Source organism: Pedobacter sp. AC379, from assembly GCF_979258145.1.
The window spans coordinates 4491135-4511349 of the sequence record NZ_OZ409839.1 but is presented as its reverse complement, the minus strand read 5'-3'; the positions used below and the strand labels follow the sequence as shown (position 1 = coordinate 4511349).

The 20215-nt window shown below is 39.3% G+C and carries 15 protein-coding genes; 9 read left to right on the top strand and 6 right to left on the bottom strand.

Annotated features, from left to right (window positions below; all coding sequences use genetic code 11):
* Positions 1–59: 59 nt before the first annotated feature.
* The 5 genes from ACZZZW_RS19655 to ACZZZW_RS19635 form a co-directional block, all read right to left on the bottom strand.
* Positions 60–1283, bottom strand: coding sequence for an acyltransferase family protein (locus tag ACZZZW_RS19655; protein WP_463496035.1), 1224 nt, complete (start codon positions 1281–1283; stop codon positions 60–62).
* A 73-nt stretch (positions 1284–1356) separates the two neighbouring features.
* Entirely contained in the window at positions 1357–2337 is a 981-nt protein-coding gene (locus ACZZZW_RS19650) for a metallophosphoesterase (RefSeq protein WP_463496033.1), read from the bottom strand.
* A 103-nt stretch (positions 2338–2440) separates the two neighbouring features.
* A complete protein-coding gene (locus tag ACZZZW_RS19645; RefSeq protein WP_055905535.1) occupies positions 2441–4114 on the bottom strand; it encodes a RagB/SusD family nutrient uptake outer membrane protein in 1674 nt (557 codons plus the stop codon).
* A gap of 17 nt (positions 4115–4131) precedes the next feature.
* A complete protein-coding gene (locus tag ACZZZW_RS19640; protein ID WP_463496030.1) occupies positions 4132–7170 on the bottom strand; it encodes a SusC/RagA family TonB-linked outer membrane protein in 3039 nt (1012 codons plus the stop codon).
* A 66-nt stretch (positions 7171–7236) separates the two neighbouring features.
* Positions 7237–8124 carry an inositol oxygenase family protein gene (locus tag ACZZZW_RS19635; RefSeq protein ID WP_055905533.1) on the bottom strand — a complete coding sequence of 296 codons (888 nt, stop codon included), beginning with the start codon at positions 8122–8124 and terminating at the stop codon, positions 7237–7239.
* Positions 8125–8613: 489 nt separating this feature from the next.
* Between ACZZZW_RS19635 and ACZZZW_RS19630 the strand changes: the two genes are divergently transcribed.
* From ACZZZW_RS19630 to ACZZZW_RS19620, 3 genes are all read left to right on the top strand, one after another.
* Positions 8614–9621 (top strand): LacI family DNA-binding transcriptional regulator, encoded by a 1008-nt coding sequence (locus ACZZZW_RS19630; protein ID WP_463496028.1) that lies wholly within the window; start codon positions 8614–8616, stop codon positions 9619–9621.
* 126 nt (positions 9622–9747) lie between these two features.
* Entirely contained in the window at positions 9748–11376 is a 1629-nt protein-coding gene (locus tag ACZZZW_RS19625) for a sodium/sugar symporter (RefSeq protein ID WP_463496026.1), read from the top strand.
* Between the two features lie 39 nt (positions 11377–11415).
* Positions 11416–12834 (top strand): glycoside hydrolase family 28 protein, encoded by a 1419-nt coding sequence (locus tag ACZZZW_RS19620; RefSeq protein ID WP_463496024.1) that lies wholly within the window; start codon positions 11416–11418, stop codon positions 12832–12834.
* A gap of 944 nt (positions 12835–13778) precedes the next feature.
* Here the strand turns inward: ACZZZW_RS19620 and ACZZZW_RS19615 are convergent.
* Positions 13779–14405: a hypothetical protein gene (locus ACZZZW_RS19615; protein WP_463496022.1), complete on the bottom strand. Its 627-nt coding sequence runs from the start codon at positions 14403–14405 to the stop codon at positions 13779–13781.
* A gap of 246 nt (positions 14406–14651) precedes the next feature.
* Between ACZZZW_RS19615 and ACZZZW_RS19610 the strand changes: the two genes are divergently transcribed.
* The 6 genes from ACZZZW_RS19610 to ACZZZW_RS19585 all read left to right on the top strand — a co-directional run bounded on the left by ACZZZW_RS19610 (position 14652) and on the right by ACZZZW_RS19585 (position 20049).
* Positions 14652–15710 (top strand): LacI family DNA-binding transcriptional regulator, encoded by a 1059-nt coding sequence (locus tag ACZZZW_RS19610; protein WP_463496020.1) that lies wholly within the window; start codon positions 14652–14654, stop codon positions 15708–15710.
* A gap of 23 nt (positions 15711–15733) precedes the next feature.
* Positions 15734–16099, top strand: a complete 366-nt coding sequence (locus ACZZZW_RS19605; protein WP_463496018.1) for a hypothetical protein — start codon at positions 15734–15736, stop codon at positions 16097–16099.
* Between the two features lie 20 nt (positions 16100–16119).
* Positions 16120–17295, top strand: coding sequence for a mannonate dehydratase (uxuA, locus tag ACZZZW_RS19600; protein WP_463496016.1), 1176 nt, complete (start codon positions 16120–16122; stop codon positions 17293–17295).
* Between the two features lie 571 nt (positions 17296–17866).
* The gene (locus ACZZZW_RS19595) at positions 17867–19276 is read left to right on the top strand and encodes a sialate O-acetylesterase (protein WP_463496014.1); all 1410 of its coding nucleotides are present in this window, start codon (positions 17867–17869) and stop codon (positions 19274–19276) included.
* A gap of 157 nt (positions 19277–19433) precedes the next feature.
* A complete protein-coding gene (locus ACZZZW_RS19590) occupies positions 19434–19769 on the top strand; it encodes a DNA-directed RNA polymerase subunit alpha C-terminal domain-containing protein (protein WP_463496012.1) in 336 nt (111 codons plus the stop codon).
* Positions 19770–19896: 127 nt separating this feature from the next.
* Positions 19897–20049: an SDR family oxidoreductase gene (locus ACZZZW_RS19585; protein WP_463496010.1), complete on the top strand. Its 153-nt coding sequence runs from the start codon at positions 19897–19899 to the stop codon at positions 20047–20049.
* Positions 20050–20215 lie beyond the last annotated feature (166 nt).

Here is a 20215-nt window from a genome sequence, read left to right as displayed (position 1 = left end):
AGCGTAAAATATATCCTCTTTCATTATCCCGGCTAAGTCTCAGATTTTTCTTGCATTGCTTAAACCTTTAAAAACCATTTTCTATCATAAAGGAATTTTAATAGGGCCAGTTGAATAAGGAGAACGCCAAACCATAAACCCGCCTGTTGCCAGGCCAAAGGAATGTATGTGATCAGCCCGCCAAAAATAAACTGTGAGCTAGATTCGAAATTGAACAGGCCATGGGCACAAACGTAAATTAAAATCGAATTTGTACCTATCCAAATAAATGGCATGCTCCATTTTTGAGTGCCCTTAACATCGATAATAAAGTAAAATAGGGCAAATAAAATCATACTTAAACCGCCAGCCACTAACACGAAAGAACTGGTCCACATGTTTTTATTGATAGGGAAAGCCGTATGCCACATGATGCCTAGCAGAACAAGTGTTAAGCCTGCCAATAGCAGATAAAATGTTTTTTTTATGGCTGAAAGGTGGTTGTTTTTTGCGTTTAAGAATGATCCTGTAAATACACCCAGTAATGCTGATGCAATGGCCGGAATGGTGCTCAATAAGCCTTCGGGATCGTAAACCACGCGGTGAAGTTTTCCTGGTAACCATAAACGGTCTACATAAGCAGCCAGATTACCTTCGGGCGTTAAAATACCTTTGCCAAAGCCAGGTACTGGTATGGTAACCATTAAAATATAATACCCGATTAAAATTCCGGCAAACCACAATACCTGTTTCTTTTGCGAAGTGTTGAGGTAAATTAATGCGGCGAAAAATGTAGATAAGGCGATTCGGGCAAGTACACTGGCAAAACGGGTGTTTGTATATCCATGGCCCTGCAATAAACCATTTACTACCATGCCAAGTATGATTAAAATCAATGTTCGTTTAATCAGCGCATAATATATTCCTTTTGCAGCAGTTTTTTTATCGTTACCGGAGTTTAAATACTTTTCATATGAAAAAGGCATAGATACACCTGAAATAAAGATGAAAAGTGGAAAAATAAGATCATAAAAGGTAAAACCATTCCAAACTGTGTGGTGCAGCTGATTGCTGATGCCTACCAAAATCCGTTCAAAAAATGATAGGCTGTTATTGGTGGCGATTATCCAGTTGCTGGGGTTTCTGGTTAAAGCGTGATCGACCATTACACCATTGGCCAATCCATGGAAAATGCCTTCTCCACTGATGATCCAAAACATGTCAAAACCGCGCAAAGCATCTAATGAAAGAAGCCTTTTCTTTTTCGTAAGCAGATTTTGTTGTACTGGTTCGGTATTGGTCATAATATTTATTAAAATCTAATGATCGGCAATGTTAACTTCTTTCCTCAACATTGATAAAGGACGGAAACAGTAATTATTTTTTAAGTACCGTATTGTAGATGATTTCTCCTTCATCGTTAATGGTTTGTACCCTGATTAAATCTTTACTTACCGAAAAGAGCATAAAGCCATATACAGAGGCTACCATTTGTGCATCATCAATGAGTTTTACAGGCGTTTTTTCTGAAGCTGCTCCTGAAATAAAATGATGCGTTTTTCCGGCGGGCTTAATGTATTGCAAGCTGTGTTCGTGCCCGGTAAGGTATACATCTACGCCACAACGATCGAACAGTGATTTAAGTGAACTGCGGATTGCTTTTGTATCATATCCATCTGTACGGCTGCCCCCGGTATACATGGGATGATGGCCCACAACAATTTTCCATCTGATACTTGGATCGGGATCACTTAATGTTTTAACGAGCCAGCGCTTTTGTTGGGTGGTATCCTGACCTTTTACATTGGGACCATACTCTGGGTTTTTGTAAAATTCGGGAATTAATGGGTTGGTATCAATAAAAGCAATGAGAACCTGATTGTTGGGATCGCCATTGATGGGAAATTTTTTTGCATAATAGCGTGAAGGCATTTTCCACCTTCTGCTGATTTTAGAATAGGCAACCTGTGCATCTGGGTTGGATTTATAATCGTGGTTGCCCAAAACCGGATACCAATCCCACTGCAAAGAAAATGCAGTATAAATATCTTCAAATGAATATTTAAAAAGCGGGTCGTGCTCACTGATTACGCCGCTGGGATAAAAGTTATCCCCGGTAGAAATGATAAACTGCGCTTTTACATCGGCTGCGGTTATTCCCATTTGCTGGGCTACCTGTTTCTGGTGGTCGGCACCGTTACGGCCCCAATCGCCCATGGCAATAAAGTTGAGCGATGAAGCTTCTTTGGTTAATATTTTTGTCGGGGGAGTGGCTTCAGATGGTGTTTTTAGCAATACCTGAGCTTGTGAAAAGCAATAGTTAAATAGGAGAATGAATAAAAGTAAATGTTTCCTCATGGAAATTGGTTTAATGTTTTGGTAAATCATCGGTGAAAAGATGAAAAATTAAAAATTTCTCTGGCTGTTACCCCAGAGAAATTTTTGTTGCACTCACCGCAGATTAGTTGTAACCAGGGTTTTGTACCAGGGTATTGTTTGTTGCTATTGCAGTACTTGGAATTGGGAAAATGCGGCGGTAAGTATCGGTGTTTGTTTTAGATAAACCGTAAGTGTTCTCAAATTTTCCAAATCTGATCATATCATTACGGTGCCAGCATTCCCAGGCAAATTCTTTAGAACGCTCATTGTAAAGCGCATCCAAAGTTAAGGTACCTAATGCTGCAGAAGTTGTGCGGTTGCTTCTTACACTGTTTACCAGGCCTAATGCTGTAGCACCCAATGTTGGCGTACCACCTCTAAATATGGCTTCTGCTTTCATTAAAATGATATCTGAATAGCGGAACAATGGCATGTCGTTATTTTGATTTCTATTTGTTGGATTGGTATAATCGGCTATAAATTTAATGTTGCGGTAGCCGGTGTTCCAGGCAATTTCATCTTTGCCTAAATCGTATGCATTTGCACCTAAACGCGAACTGCTTAACGGACTTAAGTTTAACTGATAAGTTAACGTACCTGCAGGAGTGCCACCGGTATAAAACTGATCATAGCCTAAATTAGTGGTGCTCACCAATATCGGGCTTCCATCTGGCCAGTACTGTGCGCCGGTAAGCCATTGTTTGTTTCTGATATCATTTGCATCGGTAAAATTTGCATAAAATTCAGTAGTGGTCATTCTTGGTCCGCTTGGTTTATTGTTTGATAAGCCACCGCCACTGCTTTGGTTCATCACCGGGTTGGTAAATGTGCCGGGTGTAGAGCCAGAGTACTGATAACGAATACCAAGGTTACGGTTTAAATCGTAACGGGCCATAAACATATTGCCAGATGAGGTTGAGGCATCAAAAGGGATTGCAAAAATGAATTCCTTTTGTGATGGGCCATTGGTTGGATAAAACATTTGCAGATAGCTAGACATGGGCTCTATGCTGTATAACCCTGAGCTGATCATCTGATCGCAGGCCGCTATACAATCGTCATAACGTGCTGTACCTGTATAAACGGCAGCATTTAAGTACATTTTCGCCAATATAGAATAGGCCAGGTATTTGGTAGGTAAACCATAGGTTGCTACGCCGGTAGTCGATTTTAAATAGGGGATAGCTGCTTTTAGTTCGCTTTCTACATAGTTAAAAACCTGTACGCGTGTAGCATTTGTTTTTAACGCTGTTGCACCATATAGGGTATCTAACGGAACGTTTCCATATAAATCCATCATCATAAAGTACGATAGGGCGCGCATGGTTTTTAATTCTGCAAGGTTGGTGTTTTTTGCTGCTCCTGCCGGTGCAGATTGGCCGATAATGGAAATGGTTTGATTGGCTGTACCTATAATATTGGTGAGGTAACTCCAGCCTGCTGCAACCCATGCGTTATCTTTTGTCCAGGTGTGGCGGTGCAATTCAAGGTATTTGTTTCCATCAATCCAATCGGAAGCAAAAATTGGCAGTACCGATTCATCTGTTGATGAACTTTGTAAAAAGAAGTAGGTTGTGGCATAATCGCTTCTTAAATTGATGTATACCGCCCCGGATGCCGATGTTAACTGTGCGGCTGTTTGAGGATAAGTTTCTGGTGTAAGCTCGGATGTAACTGGTACCTCTATTTTTTGACAGGAGGTAAATATTAATGCTCCGGTTAGTGCAAATAATATTCCAAATAATATCTTTTTCATGTCTTTAAATTTTGTGTTTAAAATGATGCGTTAACACCGAATAAAAAAGTACGTGTTTTAGGGTAGAAGTTATTGTAATCTATACCCGGGGCAGCACCTCCCTGGTTAATCTCAGGGTCGATCCCTTTATAACCAGTAATGGTAAATAAATTGTTGGTTGATACATATAACCTCACATTACTTACATACTTAATTGCGTTTTTAAAATTGTAGCCTAAGGTTGCATTATCCAAACGCACGTAAGAACCACTTTCTATATAACGGTCTGAGTAGAATGAGTTTCTTGTATCTGATACTTTATCATCAGCAGCACTGTTTAATATGTTATTAACTGCTGCGCCTGCTGTGTAAGATAAATCTGCTTTGGTAGCGTTAAATATCTTATTGCCAAATGTTCCTCTTAAAAAGATGTTCAGCTCAAATGCTTTGTACTTAAAGGTATTGCTCCAGCCCATTAATATTTTTGGCTGTGCATTGCCCTGGTAAAAATAATCGGTTCCAATGCTTGGTGTAGTTGTTGTAGAGCCATCGCGTTTGTAAAACAATGAGTTGCCACTCGCATCTTTACCTGCATATTTTAGCGTAAAAAACTGGCCAAGCGGGTAACCAACTTTCAGGATTTGTAAAGTAGCATTGGTTTGTCCAGGGCCTTCAGGATCTGAGTAACGCACAGAATCTGCATTGGAGATTGGACCTTGCAAACTGGTAATTTTGTTTTTATTGTAGGCCATGTTGATGCTGCTTATCCATGAAAAACTTTTGGTAGCAACTGGCGATACATTAATACTTACTTCGATACCTTTATTGTTGATGCTGCCACCATTTGCAAATAACTGGCCGCCTGGTACAAGTGCTTGTGGTACACTGTATTTGAAGAGCATGCCATTGGTATTTTTATCATATACATCTACACTACCGGTAATTTTGTTGTTTAAGATTCCGAAATCAACACCAAGGTTTTTGGTTGATGTTCTTTCCCATTTCAAATCAGGGTTTGCACCTTGTATTGGCGCATATGCAGCGGCCTGAACGCCGTTATTATAGTACGTACCGCTAATGCCATAAATTAACTGGCCATAATAAGCACCAATACCTGATGAGTTTCCGGTAACACCATAACTGGCACGGATTTTTAAATCACTTACAAATGATTGTCCTTTCATAAAATCCTCTTCAATAACCCTCCAGGCTAAACCAACAGATGGGAAATAACCCCATTGGTTATTTTTTCCAAATGCAGAGCTTCCGTCACGTCTGATTGAACCCTGTAAAAAGTATTTACTCTTGTAGTTGTAATTTAACCTGAAGAAGTCTGAGATCAACAAAATTCTTTGGTAAGTAAGGTCATTCCCTAAATTAATGCGGTAAGATGGAATGGCATATGGATTGCCGAGTGTAAGGTTTTGATAGCCAACAAAATCTGTAGGGAAGTTTGTACTTGAGGTTTGAAAACCATCACCTACAATATTATCCTGATAACTGTAGCCCAATACTGCATTTAAGGTATGGTCGCCCAGTTTTTTATCCCAGGTTAAAAAGGTTTCCAATATTTTATTGGTGTTTTCAAAATTACTTCTTAAAGCCGAACCATTGGTGCCGAACACACTGCCAATTAAGGTATGTGCAATGCCGATACCTGGATCGGGGTTATTGTAAAAGTTCGATGTTGGGTATTTTCCGAAATAACTGCCATAAAATTCGCCATGTGCGGCAGTAGTTTTCTGGTAAGACAGATTTAGGTTATAGGTAAAACCGAATGGGAGTTTTACTTCGGTGTTAAAACCACCGATTAACACGTTGTACTTTGTTTCGTCTTGCGCATTGTTGGCAATGGCTAAAGGATTAAAATATCCCGTATTATTCAGGTTTTCGAAATAACTTCCGTCTGCATTAAGAATAGGCGAAACCGGCAAGCGTTTAGCCGCTTGTAACAATACAATATTCTGTAGCGGCTCGTTGATTGATTTGCTAGTAGAATTTGACAGGTTTAAGCTAAATTTTACTTTATCATTAAATGCGTACTGATCTATATTTAACCGGCCAATGATGCGGTTTAATGAGCTCTGGCTTAAAATACCTTCTTTATTAAAGTAGTTTAAACTTGCACTGTAGTTGCTGTGATCGGTACCACCACTAAATGAAAGGTTATGGTTTTGTGAGTATGCTGTAGAGCGCTCAATGGCTTTCATCCAATCTACATTTTCACCTTTATCATCATTTGGCGAAAAAGCAACTTTGTTAGCAGTAAGGAATGCCCTTAACTGATCGGCATTCATTAAATCAAGCTGGTTACTTACTTTTTCGGCAGCCACATAACCGCTGTAACTTAACTGCGGTATGCCCGATTTACCACGTTTAGTAGTTACTATAATTACACCACTTGCTGCCCGGTTACCATAAATGGCTGTTGCTGCGGCATCTTTTAATACATCAATTGTGGCAATATCTGCAGGTGCAATTGCTGCAATATCTGCTCCAGGTACACCATCAATTACATAAAAAGGTGCTCCCGGACTGTTAATAGTAGAGGCACCACGTAAAATAACTGCCGCCGGCTTGTTTGGATCGCCACTGGAGCTAATATTCAGCCCCGGAACTTTACCCTGCAATAACTGACCAACATCTGCTATGGCTCCTTTATTTAAATCTTCAGGCTTAACTGAAGTAATGGCACTCGAAAGTCCTTTGCGGGAGCCTTTACCGTATCCAACCACCACCACATCTGTAAGTGATGTATTGGCTTCGCTTATGGTTACCTTATAGTTAGCGGCTGCGCCTATGGTAATTTCCTTAGCCTCGTAACCCATAAAGGTAAACACCAGTTTATCTCCGTTTTTTGCTGTAATGCTAAAAGCACCGTTATCTCCGGTAGCTGTAATTTTGTTGGTGCCCTTTACCGAAACAGAGGCCCCTATTACAGGCAGGTTTCTGGTATCCAATAAATTTCCGGTAATTTTTCGTTCGTTCTGGGCATAGGCCGCATTGAACGCCTGGCTGATGAGTAAAAACAGCAAAAAGATGCTGCCATACTTTAAGCTTGTACATTTAAATCTCATGATTTTAGTAAATTTAAGTTCATAAATGGTTTTAATTTGGTTATATATTGTTTTTGAGATAGAATGTTAAAATTTAATTGTAGCGGGTAGGTATTTAGCTACAAGTGCTTTATAGTAAGGCTCCAGTTCGGCCCAGCTTTTTTGGTTCGGGTTTTTAGAGTACAGATCGTAAGGGTTAAAAAGGTTAACCCATTTAAACATTTCATGGTCTTTCTCGCTCATCAGGTGGTTGTATGCGTTTTCCCTGTGTTGCGAATAAAAGGAATGGTAACGGAGCATGTATAATCCTGGCTCAGGCAGGTAAGGTTTCATCATGTGGTATACGTATTCATCGTGGCCCCACGACATGTCTACATTATCCAAACCACAATTTTGCGTGTATACGCCTAATTTGGTTTGATAAGTTTCGTTGTTAATATCAGGGTTCTGGCTAAAAAACTCCGGGTAAACAATTTTATCCGAATAGGCACAACCCACCGGGAAGGTATCGCCCACAACTGCCCATTGCGGTTCTCCAAATAAACAAAGTACTTTACCCATATCGTGAATTAAGCCCACAAGTACCATCCAATCGGGGTGTCCATCATTTCTAATGGCTTCTGATGTTTGTAATAAATGCTGCATCTGATCAAGATCTGTATCGGGGTCAGAATCATCTACCAGTTTATTCAGAAAATCAAAAGCACTCCAGATTGGCATTTCCTGTTTGTCGAACTTTAAATAATCTGCTTTTTTCTGTTTTACAAAATCGTAGGTTTGGTAAGTATGGTTAAGTCTGTAAAATTCTTTTACACTATCCTTTTCAGTTTCTTCGTAGTTTCTAAACTGTTCTTCTTTTTTTTCTGCATTGATGTTTTTAGGGTCGGGGTAACGGATCAAAATATCCTCTTCCCACTGATCAAGGTTTTGTAATGGATTTTGATCATCCATCGAAGCTGGATTTTGGTTTCTCATAAGGCAAGAAATTGATTTGGTTAAAAATTTTTGTTGGTTCGTAGGTTAAAGTTGAGTTTTTGAAAGCTTAAACTTTTATTTTTTGCCAATTTTATTTACGTAAACGATTAAGTAAAATCTTATTTAGGCTTGTATAATCCGGGTTAATTTGTTTAAATTTAATAGGTTATAGTAAGTATTGATTGCAAGGGTGCTACTTTCTGCCTAAAACACCTGAGCCTGAAATGCGCAAAAGAAAAAAAATAAACGTTCTTGTTACGATTATTTTATATTTTCGTTTGTAGCAGGATACTTTTTCTTAGTCAAAATGGTATTGTAATGCTGTAACCAAATAGCTTGTTATGAACATCGAATTGCCTGGCTTACCTGGTAACTTTTGTTTTTGATAGATATGCTGGTGAAGAAAATGGATAGTGCTGTCGATTCAATAATAAACCATTGCCGATAGCATTAATTCCGTTTAAAAAAATTAACTAACAAACTTAAAACATGGCGGAAACAGTAAATATTAAGCGGTTGGCTCAGGAGTTGAATATTTCTATAGCCACCGTATCAAAAGCGCTTAACGACAGTTACGAAATCAGTTTAAAAACCAAAAACAGGGTGTGGACGCTGGCAAAGGAACTGAACTACACGCCAAACCCCGCGGCAAGTAACCTGAGGAGCCATAAAACCAAAACTGTTGCCGTGGTTATTCCCTGTGTAGCCAATAACTTTTTTTCCTTATCTATAAAAGGGATTGAAGAAATTGCCCGTCAGTATGGGTACCATGTCCTTATTTACCAAACGCACGAAAATATTGAAGCAGAAGTGGCTTTTACCAATAGTTTATTAAGTGGCCGGGTTGATGGAATACTTACATCAGTATCAAGCAGCGAATATAACAGTGAATATTATACCAACCTGGTAAAGAAAATTCCGTTGGTGTTTTTCGACCGGGTTTACGAAAACCTCGATGCTGTAAAAGTAACTACTGATGATTACGAAATTGCTTTTGAGGCTACAGTACATTTAATTGAATGCGGTTGTACCAAAATTGCTTATTTATATGGGTTAGAAAACCTTCCGGCAGGGAAGGCGAGGTTTGCAGGTTATGCTGATGCTTTAAAAGCACATCAGTTGGAGGTTAGCGAACAGCTTGTTGTTAAATACAGCGATGATGAAGAAACCAACCTGCAGCAAATTAAAACGTTACTCCAGGTACACCAGCCTGATGCATTGTTTTCATCCATTGAAGAATTTATTATTCCTGCTTATTGTGCCTGTAAAGAATTAGGCTTACAAATTCCTTCTGCTGTTAAAATACTGAGCTTTTCTAACCTTAGTACGGCTCCATTATTAAATCCTTCACTTACTACCATTACCCAACCGGCCTTCGAAATTGGCCGTGAAGCTGCAAAGTGCCTGTTTAAAATTCTTCATAACAAACAACTGGATGATGAACAGAATATTGTGCTAAAGTCAATGCTGATCAAACGCGACTCTACGGCTTGTTAGCGTTATTTAAGAACAGCTATTTAAGCTGGCCACGCGAAAACGTTTACGTAATTAAATAATAGAATTAAGCCTGCAACTTTGGGTTTTTTTCTGACTTTTAAAAAAACCAAATATAAAAAGATCTTTATGAACCATTTGTCAGCATTCGATTATGCCGTTTTTTTGATGTATTTTATTATTGTTTCGGCATATGGCTTTTGGGTTTATCGGAGTAAGAAGAAAAAACGTACGGATACCAAAGATTATTTTTTGGCTGAGGGTTCACTAACCTGGTGGGCAATAGGGGCATCAATTATTGCATCTAATATTTCTGCAGAGCACTTTATCGGCATGTCGGGCTCGGGTTTTGCCATGGGGCTTGCCATTGCCAGTTACGAATGGATGGCCGCCGCTACCTTAATTATTGTGGCGGTATTTTTTCTTCCCATTTACATTAAGAATAAAATTTACACCATGCCGCAGTTTCTATCTAACCGGTATAACAATACGGTGAGTACACTAATGGCTGTTTTTTGGTTGCTTGTTTATGTGTTTGTAAATTTAACCTCAATATTTTTTCTTGGTGCTATTGCGATAGAAACCATTACCGGGGTTCCTTTTAACATCTGTATTATATTTCTGGCTATTTTTTCGGCCATTATTACGCTTGGCGGCATGAAAGTAATTGGTTATACGGATGTAATACAGGTTTTTGTGCTGGTTGCAGGAGGCTTGATTACCTGTTACATGGCGCTTAAGCTGGTATCAGAAAAGTTGGATGCCCCCAGTGTTTTTGCTGCCCTTCCTCTACTTCGCAGTGAAGCATCGGATCACTTCCACATGATATTTGCTAAAGGGGATAAGTTTTATCATGAACTGCCGGGCATTGCCGTTTTGGTTGGTGGCCTTTGGATTAATAATTTAAATTACTGGGGTTGCAACCAGTATATTGTTCAACGCGCTTTGGGTGCCGATTTAAAAACGGGCCGTAGTGGATTAATCTTTGCTGCCTTTTTAAAATTATTGATTCCGGTAATTGTGGTTATTCCGGGCATTGCAGCTTATGTGCTGTATCAACGTGGTTATTTCCATTCGGAGATGTTGGATGCTGCCGGAACGGTAAAACCCGATCATGCTTACCCGGTGTTGATGAATTTGCTGCCTGCCGGGATTAAAGGACTTGCATTTGCAGCCCTTACAGCAGCTATTGTTGCTTCGCTGGCGGGAAAATGCAACAGCATAGCCACTATTTTTACTTTAGATATTTATAAGAAATTTATTAAACCCGAAGCTTCAGAAACGCAAATGGTTTCGGTAGGCAGATGGTCGGTAGTGGTGGCCTCATTAATTGCCATAGTTATTGCGCCGGCCTTGCGCAGTTTCGACCAGGTTTACCAGTTTATACAGGAATATGTGGGCTTTATTTCGCCTGGTGTATTTGCTATTTTTTTACTGGGCTTTTTCTGGAAAAAAACCACTTCTCGTGCAGCACTCACCGCGGCTTTGTTAACCATTCCTTTATCTACCTTATTTAAATTTTTACCAACGTTAACTGGTGGGGCCATTGCCGAAATTCCTTTTCTAAACCGGATGTCGTGGGTGTTTATGATTATCCTGGTATTAATGGTTATTGTTACCCTTACTGACCCTAAGAGTAAAGATAATCCTCAGGGCCTCGAAATTGATAGTAGCATGTTTAAGGTTACGCCCGCATTTACCATTGCCTCTGTAATTATTTGTGGTATACTGGCTGCACTTTATACCGTTTTCTGGTAATCAAATTATGTCTTACAACAATATCCCTAACAAACTCAGATGAAAATTAACATACTGATTTTTGCTGCTCTGCTGCTCTCTTTTACAGCAATGGCACAAAATAAAACCTACAATATAAAAAACTACGGTGCAGTTGGCGATGGCAAAACGAATGATGCTGCTGCCATTCAAAAAGCGATTGATGCCTGTACAGCAGCTGGCGGCGGACAGGTAATTGTACCTGCTGGGCATGTATTTTTAACGGGTCCTTTTAATTTAAAATCATTTATTGATTTAAGGGTTGAAGGTGGTGCTAAACTTTTGGCCAGTCCGGATGAAAAACTATATACCAAAAGTGCTTTTAAAGAAAATAAAGGTGAGGGAACGATCTGGATTGGCGGTGAAAAACTCGAACAGGTAAGCATTAGCGGCACAGGTATAATTGATGGTAACGGGATATCTTTTATGGGTGAGGAACTGAGCGATTCGTATGTGCTGAAACCTTTTAATGTTGTAGATCCCAGACCGCATTTGCTTACTTTAATCGGCTGTAATAAACTGAATATCGATGGGGTAACTTTTCAAAACTCTGCTTATTGGACGGTTCATCTGGTTGGTTGTAATGATGTATCCATCTCGAATATTACCTTATTGAACAGCATCAAAATCCGCAATAGCGACGGCATCGACCTCGATCACAGTAAAAATGTAAGGATTAACAATTGTTACATCGAATCTGGTGATGATTGTATCTGCCTTAAAAACCGACGTGAATATGAAGAGTATGGTGCCTGCGAAAATATTGTGATCGGCAACTGTACCATGACCTCCAGTTCGTGCGCCATTAAAATTGGTTCAGAAAATATGGACCGCATCAGTAATGTGCTGATTAATAACTGTAACATCAGAAAAAGTAACCGGGGTATAGGCATTCAAAACCGTGATGAAGGAACGGTAAGCAATGTGGTTTTTTCTAACTTGCTTATCGAATCGAAACTTTTTTCGGATGTATGGTGGGGCAAGGCCGAACCCATTTATATAACCGCTTACCCCCGTGCCACCAGCAATAACAAAGATGCAGGCTGGCGATTACCCAAAGGACAAACCCAAGGTAAGGTAGGGGCTGTTAAAAATATTTATTTTAGTAATATCCGCTGTACCGGAGAAAGTGGGGTATACATTAGTGGAGAAAGTAAAGATAAAATTGCTGAAATTTATTTCGATCAGGTGAGTGTGCATCTCGATAAAACCACAAATGAGGCTGGAGGAATTTACGACCGCAGACCTAGTAATGTTGAGGGGTTGGTTAAGAGTGCTATTGCAGGGTTTTATTTCGAAAATACCGGATACATTAGTGTGCTGAACAGCAATGTTGCCTGGGGAACCAATAAACCGGATTATGCAGGGAAAGCTTTGGAACAGAAAAATGTAAGTAAAATTAGAATCGTAAATTTTAATGAATCGACTGTTGAGAAGTAAGTATGGTTGGTAAGAGATTGGGGTTTTGTTGTGGTTTTTTAACACGGTCGTTATTTTAGCGCATGCGGGAATCGTAATGCGATCGCTATGCTTTCGCTCCGCTCAGGCTTGCCTCGGCTCACCGCCGCCGAGGGGGCTCTTACTTTTGGCTTGGCCCAAAAGTAACAAAAGTCCAAGGCTTGGAACTGATGTCGGATAAATTCGTTAAAGCTTTTTGGTCGTCAGCACAAGTTCCGCCGAAGGGGGCGGAAAGTGTGTGCTGCCTCAATGCAACTATGGAAAGAAAGGTAATGATAAAGCTTTAACGTTTTCTCCTTCCATCATTTCCTATGCCGTATAGCATAGAGCATACAGCAAGGTGCATATATCGAGGTGCAGATACAGACCGTCGTCATTCTCGCGCATGCGGGAATCGTAATGCGATCGCTATGCTTTTACAATCTTAATCTTATCTTTTTTAAGAAACTGAAAGGGTACATGGTATCGTCATTTCGACCGTAGTGGAGAAATCTTTGGATTTGCCATCACAATACATCCGTCCTTCCCGAGCATGCGGGAATCGTAATGCTTTCGCTCCGCTCGGGCTTGCCTCGGTTAGCCACCGAAGGGCTTTTACTTTTGGCTTGGCCCAAAAGTAACAAAACCCCAAGGCTTGGAACTGATGTCGGATAAATTCGTTAAAGCTTTTTGGTCGTCAGCACAAGTTCCGCCGAAGGGGGCGGAAAGTGTGTGCTGCCTCAAAGACTGTGATGGAAGGAAAGGTAACGATAAAGCTTTAACGTTTTCTCCTTCCATCATTTCCTATGCCGGAAGCAGGGAGCAGATAGCGAAGTGCATGTAGCGAGGTGCAGATACAGGCATTTGTAAGTTACTTCTTTTCAAACTATGAGGGAACGCATTCATCCGTCATCTCGACCGTAGTGGAGAGATCTTTAGATTTGCTATTACCAAGTTTCTACTTCGGCCGCAGTAGATAGTTCTGAAGTCGCAGTTGACAGTTCTGAAGTCGCAGTAGGTAGTTCTGAAATCGCAGTAGGTAGTTCTGAAGTCGCAGTAGATAGTTCTGAAGTCGCAGTTGATAGTTCTGAAGTCGCAGTAGATAGTTCTGAAGTCGCAGTTGATAGTTCTGAAGTCGCAGTAGGTAGTTCTGAAGTCGCAGTAGGTAGTTCTGAAGTCGCAGTTGATAGTTCTGAAGTCGCAGTAGATAGTTCTGAAGTCGCAGTAGATAGTTCTGAAGTCGCAGTAGATAGTTCTATACTCGCAGTAGATAGTTCTGAAGTCGCAGTAGGTAGTTCTGAAGTCGCAGTAGATAGTTCTGAAGTCGCAGTAGATAGTTCTGAAGTCGCAGTAGATAGTTCTATACTCGCAGTAGACAGTTCTGAAGTCGCAGTTGATAGTTCTGAAGTCGCAGTAGGTAGTTCTGAAGTCGCAGTAGGTAGTTCTGAAGTCGCAGTAGATAGTTCTGAAGTCGCAGTTGATAGTTCTGAAGTCGCAGTTGATAGTTCTGAAGTCGCAGTTGATAGTTCTGAAGTCGCAGTAGGTAGTTGGGTCTGTTCAATAAACTGTGTCATTGATTAAAGCTTATCAGTTGGGCCAGCTATGTAAAAAATCACTGTTTTTACTTAAACGTTTACGCAAATAAATACCCTAAAATTAAGTTAAAGGCTTACTTTTTTTAACAACTTCGCTTTATCATTTACTGATTGATAACAGCTTATAGCTTTTGATCGGTAATGTGAACTAGCCAAATTTTGTCGTAATCTATTAGGATATGGTATTGCATCTGGCCAGAAATGTATTAACTAAAATATAGTAAAGTGAGAGAAAAAAGGTTGTCTATAACCGACATTGCCAGGCAATTGGGAACTTCGACTACAACAGTTTCATTTGTTATCAATGGTAAGGCCAGGGAAAAAAATATCAGTCAGCTACTGATTGATAGGGTTGAGCAATTGGTAACTGAACTTAATTATCATCCTAATGCTTTGGCCAAAAGCTTCCGTACGGGTAAAACAATGACGATCGGCTTTATTGTAGACGAGATTTCTCAACCTTTTTTCTCCGGAATTGCAAAATATATCGACGAAAAAGCATCTGCATTTGGCTATAATATCCTGTTCAGCAGCACCAAAAACAGTAAAAAAAGAGGCGGAGAAGTTTTGCAGGTGTTTAATGAACGCCATGTTGATGCTTTTATCATTGCTTTACCCCACGGACTCGAAAAAGAGGTGCTTGCAGTAATTGCCAGTGATATACCGGTAATACTTTTCGATCGCTACATCCCTGGTTTCGAAAGTGATTATGTATTGATTGATAATGAAAACAGTGCAGCCAACGCAACCAGACATCTGATTGATAACGGCTTTGGTAAAATTGCTTTTGTAACGATAGAAACTGATCAGTCGCAGATGTTAGACCGTACCAAAGGTTACGAAAAAGCCATACATGAAGCTGGATTAGCACCCATTATTAAAAAGATTAATTACCAGGGTAAAACAGAAAGTGTTGCCGAAATCATCGATTTTCTTAAACAACACAACGAGATAGATGCCATTATATTTTCATGCAATTACCTCACAATGGATGGTTTGGATGCCATAGGGCAACTTAAGCTTAAAATTGGTGAAGATATTGCCATGGTATCGTTCGATGACCTGGAATTGTTAAAATATTTTGTTCCGGCAATAACGGCAATCGCCCAGCCCCTTGAGCAAATTGCAGATAAGATTATGGAAATTTTGATGTATCGCTTAACTGATAATCTCAATAAAAATAGAATTAAGGCAGTTTTAACCACGCAGTTAGAAATACGCAATTCATCAATGCCAAAAATCGAATCAGCAGGTATTGCGCTCAAGTCTGCAACAATTCAATGATCAATTAAAATAGGATAGCGGTTATGAGAGGAGATAAACAGATGTCAGAAACGATAAATGTACTGGTACACCTGCCCGATTTTGGCATTATAGATTTACCCATAGCTTATACCTTAAATACCGATCACAAAAGGCCGGGAGTTAGTATTGCAAATTGTAAAATCTTACTGGATGATGAAAACCTCCCCGAATGGCTTTTTACAACAACCTTTAGCATTGCTTATACCTTATTAGCTGACGGTGTTGCCTACATGGTAACTGTAAATACCAATTGGCAAAGTACAAACCGATCCCATGAAACAATGCTGAGTATCGTATCTTCTTACATTAAATTAAATGAAGATAAGATGGCTTTAAATCGGCAAATGGCTTATGTGGAACAGGCTTAATTAATTTTCTTAAACAACTGATGAACACAAAATATAAAAAATTAGTGCAAACCTGGCGCTGGTACGGGCCAAACGATCCGGTTACCTTGCAGGATGTTAAACAGGCGGGTGCCACGGGTATTGTTACGGCATTGCACCACATTCCACATGGAGAAATTTGGCCCCTGGCGGATATTGAGGAACGGAAAACGATTATTGAAGCTTCAGGCTTAAGCTGGTCGGTAGTAGAAAGTGTACCCGTGCATGAGGCCATTAAAACCGGGAGGGCCGATAGGGATAAATTTATTGAAAACTATAAAACATCGCTTAAAAACCTTGCTGCCTGTGGTATTAAAACAGTATGTTATAATTTTATGCCTGTGTTGGATTGGACCCGCACCCAGCTTGATTTTGAAATGAAAGATGGTTCTAAGGCATTGTATTTTAATTGGATTGACCTGGCGGTTTTTGATCTCTATATCCTTAAAAGAGCAGGTGCCGATGCAGATTACCCGCGCTCAGTTTTAGCACGTGCAGAAACCAAATATGCCACCTTAAACCATCAGCAATTAACCGATTTAAGAATAAATGTGCTGATGGGGATTCCCAATGAAAAGGAAATTGAACTCGAAACCCTCCGCAACAGCATCAACGAATATAAAGCAATCGGATTTAAAGGTTTGAGGGAAAACCTGGTTTATTTTTTATCCTCAATAGCAGAAGTATGTACCAATGAAGGCATTAAAATGACCATTCATCCTGATGATCCGCCTTACCCGATTTTAGGTTTACCAAGAATTGCCAGTACACTTGATGATTTTAATTATATCATGCAACAGGTAAATAAGCCATTTAATGGGGTGTGTTTTTGTACAGGTTCGTTAGGTGCAGGCGTGGATAATAATGCTTTGGAAATTTTTAAGGCAGTAAAAGAACGTGTTTACTTTGCGCACCTGCGTAATGTAACCAAAGATGACGATGGCAGTTTTTACGAAGCCGATCATTTAGGTGGCGATGTAAATATGTATGCAATTATGAAAGCCCTTACGGAAGAAAATTCATTGCGTGATACCAGCATTCCCTTCAGGCCCGACCATGGGCACCAGATGTTGGATGACCTGGCCAAACAAAGTAACCCTGGCTATTCAGCCATAGGCAGATTGCGCGGTTTGGCAGAGCTGCGTGGCCTGGAACTTGGCATTACAGGAAATTATTAGCTTATATGTGTAATTGTTAGGGTTGGAAATCACATTTTCAATAGTTTTTACGAGTTTATCTCGTACCGGAAGGTTTTTTTAAAAAATTTAAATAGATTTTGACTTCGAATTGTGTTAAGCATAACTTTCGCAAATCTCGGTACTCATTAAAATTTGCGGTACCAACATAATTTATATCTATGTAAATTTATGTTTATAAATACTAAACATAAATTCGCTTTCTTTTGCAATATTTTATACTTTTATAACTCATTATTTTAATCTCAAACAGGTGTAAGGGCATTTTTAACTCCTATTTTCACTGATCTTTTCCTTCTGATAAATGGTGAGAATGTTGATGCGTTTTTGGAAGTTTATTTACGGCATCATCTTACTGTTTTGTATGTAAAACCCAGCATAACTGAACATTATATTGCAAAGGCATTAACCATTCTCCATTATAAAAAAGTTTTTTAAGCATTAATTGCTAAAGTAAACACTTGTAATATTTATAAACTTTGTTTAGTTTAGCTAAACAAATTCCGTTTTTGGAATAAATAACCTAACCAAACAACACACAAAGCATTCGTAAATGAAAAAGCAAACGTTATTTTTTATTCTATTTTTAGTCAGTTTCTCTCTGTTTGCAGATGTTCGCCTGCCAAACATTTTGAGCAGCAATATGGTATTGCAACAAAAAACTACCACCAAACTGTGGGGTTGGGCTTCGCCAAATGAAAAAGTTAAAATTACAACTTCGTGGAACAATGCCACCGTAGAAGTTATAGCCGGTGGTAATGCAAACTGGCAAACAGAACTGCAAACCCCACAGGCGGGCGGCCCGTATAGCATCACTTTCCAGGGGCAGAACAAAATAACACTCGAAAATATTTTTATTGGGGAGGTATGGGTTTGCAGCGGACAATCCAACATGGAGTGGAACTACAACTCAGGTATTAAGAGTATTAAAGACGAGTTTGATCAACTTGCTAAATTAAATATCAGGTTATTTAATATTCCTAAAACTACTTCCAATACTATGCAGGATAATTGTGAGGGTACCTGGACGGTTTGCGACAGCAACACCATTAAGAAATTTAGTGCAGTAGGTTTTTATTTTGGCAAGCAGCTTAATCAGGATTTAAATGTACCCATTGGTTTAATCAGCAGCAATTGGGGTGGTACACCTGCTGAAGTTTGGACACCGGATACCCTGGTAGAAAATAACACTGTATTAAAGGAGGCAGCCGCAAAAAATGTACAATCGCAATGGTGGCCTGTAAGCCCTGGTTTTACTTATAATGCGATGATTGCGCCAATTGTAAATTTCAATATCGCAGGCACTATATGGTACCAGGGAGAAAGTAACCGGGAAGCATCAGGCACGTACAGCGAGCTTATCAATACAATGGTAGGGGCGTGGCGCAAAGCGTGGAAAAATGATTTCCCTTTTTATTATGTTCAAATAGCACCTTTTAAATACGATAAATATAATGTTGGTGCACTGGTAAGAGAAGCTCAGACTAAAAACCTGGCTTTACCAAAAACCGGAATGGTTGTAATTTCCGATCTTGTTAGCGATACGCTAAGCATTCACCCTACAAATAAAAAAGATGTTGGTGCCCGTCTTGCCAATCTTGCCTTGGCAGAAACCTATCAGTTAAATAAGCCTGGCACTAAAAGCCCACTTTTTAAATCTTTTGGTGTAAATAAAAGTAACGTATTAATTGATTTTAATTATGCTGAGGGGGGTATGGTGTTGAAAGGAGAAACGCCAAAAGAGCTTTTTATAGCTGGTATCGACCAAAAATTTTATCCTGCGAAAATTAAGATTAAAGGCAATACCATTCAGGTATACAGCGACTTTGTTAAACAACCTGTTGCGGTGCGTTATCAATTTAGCAATGCAGGGATAGGGAATTTGTTTACTAAATCGGGCTTACCCGTTGCTCCGTTCCGTACAGATAACTGGGAAATTGATACCTCGAAAATTAAGAAATAGCAACTTCATGTTAATGCGCAGCATATTCCCTGTAAGCTGCAAATAACGAATTAAAGCAACCATTTAATAAACCAAAATACCTTACCTAAAATCCCTTAATGGAAACGTAGACAAAATAAATAGAAGTAGATAGCTACTTTAAATATACTTTAATCGTATGAGTAAATTAGATGATATTGGCAACGTTGGCGAAGAAATTACTTATGAGGAATATATTTCTGCCCTGCAAACTGTTAAAAAATTCCATTGTCAAGTGGAAACACAAGCAGAAAAAATTGCTAACGAAAAATTATCAATTCAAGTGCTCGAAAAACCTGTTGATGATTTGCATTTCTCTTCAAGGGTAAAAAAAGTTTTCTCGAAATTAGACATTAAACTGGTTAAAGATATTATGAATTATGGGCTTCCTAAACTTAAAATCAACCGTAATTTAGGAACAAAATCAATAAAAGAAATTAAAGAAGTATTGCTTCACCACAATCTTAAATTATAATCAGTAGCTCATGCACAGGCCCGTTGGTGATATTGTGCAATGCCAAAAAATAGTCCCTGGTTTCAGGCGGTACCGGTTAGTAATTGCTTCTACTTTCCGGTACCAAATAAACCAACAGGTAAAATAAATGTGGATCTACATCACACCTGTTGGTAAACATGGCTTGCCTGCAGATATCGGCAATGCCGCTGTATTTTTAGCTTCTGATGCTTCATCTTTTACAGTTGGCACCGAAATTCTTTCAGATGGCGGTGTTACCAATACCAGTTTGATGAAATAGATTTTCAATATGAAATCAATAGCAGAATTTCGAAAGTAAACCTTCATACGGATAGTTTGAAGGTTTATTTTTTTTTATTGTAATTATCTTATTCGTAGCTGCTTGTGCCTATGTGCTAAACATAATTGGTAATAAATTGTTATCTGATTATTAGCTGAAAGTTGTT

What these genes read in the sequence shown, in the direction of transcription:
- ACZZZW_RS19655 (WP_463496035.1), bottom strand. Translation starts at nt 1,283, where the DNA reads ATGACCAATACCGAACCAGTACAACAAAATCTGCTTACGAAAAAGAAA.
- ACZZZW_RS19650 (WP_463496033.1), bottom strand. Translation starts at nt 2,337, where the DNA reads ATGAGGAAACATTTACTTTTATTCATTCTCCTATTTAACTATTGCTTT.
- ACZZZW_RS19645 (WP_055905535.1), bottom strand. Translation starts at nt 4,114, where the DNA reads ATGAAAAAGATATTATTTGGAATATTATTTGCACTAACCGGAGCATTA.
- ACZZZW_RS19640 (WP_463496030.1), bottom strand. Translation starts at nt 7,170, where the DNA reads ATGAGATTTAAATGTACAAGCTTAAAGTATGGCAGCATCTTTTTGCTG.
- ACZZZW_RS19635 (WP_055905533.1), bottom strand. Translation starts at nt 8,124, where the DNA reads ATGAGAAACCAAAATCCAGCTTCGATGGATGATCAAAATCCATTACAA.
- ACZZZW_RS19630 (WP_463496028.1), top strand. Translation starts at nt 8,614, where the DNA reads ATGGCGGAAACAGTAAATATTAAGCGGTTGGCTCAGGAGTTGAATATT.
- ACZZZW_RS19625 (WP_463496026.1), top strand. Translation starts at nt 9,748, where the DNA reads ATGAACCATTTGTCAGCATTCGATTATGCCGTTTTTTTGATGTATTTT.
- ACZZZW_RS19620 (WP_463496024.1), top strand. Translation starts at nt 11,416, where the DNA reads ATGAAAATTAACATACTGATTTTTGCTGCTCTGCTGCTCTCTTTTACA.
- ACZZZW_RS19615 (WP_463496022.1), bottom strand. Translation starts at nt 14,405, where the DNA reads ATGACACAGTTTATTGAACAGACCCAACTACCTACTGCGACTTCAGAA.
- ACZZZW_RS19605 (WP_463496018.1), top strand. Translation starts at nt 15,734, where the DNA reads ATGAGAGGAGATAAACAGATGTCAGAAACGATAAATGTACTGGTACAC.
- uxuA (WP_463496016.1), top strand. Translation starts at nt 16,120, where the DNA reads ATGAACACAAAATATAAAAAATTAGTGCAAACCTGGCGCTGGTACGGG.
- ACZZZW_RS19595 (WP_463496014.1), top strand. Translation starts at nt 17,867, where the DNA reads ATGAAAAAGCAAACGTTATTTTTTATTCTATTTTTAGTCAGTTTCTCT.
- ACZZZW_RS19590 (WP_463496012.1), top strand. Translation starts at nt 19,434, where the DNA reads ATGAGTAAATTAGATGATATTGGCAACGTTGGCGAAGAAATTACTTAT.
- ACZZZW_RS19585 (WP_463496010.1), top strand. Translation starts at nt 19,897, where the DNA reads ATGTGGATCTACATCACACCTGTTGGTAAACATGGCTTGCCTGCAGAT.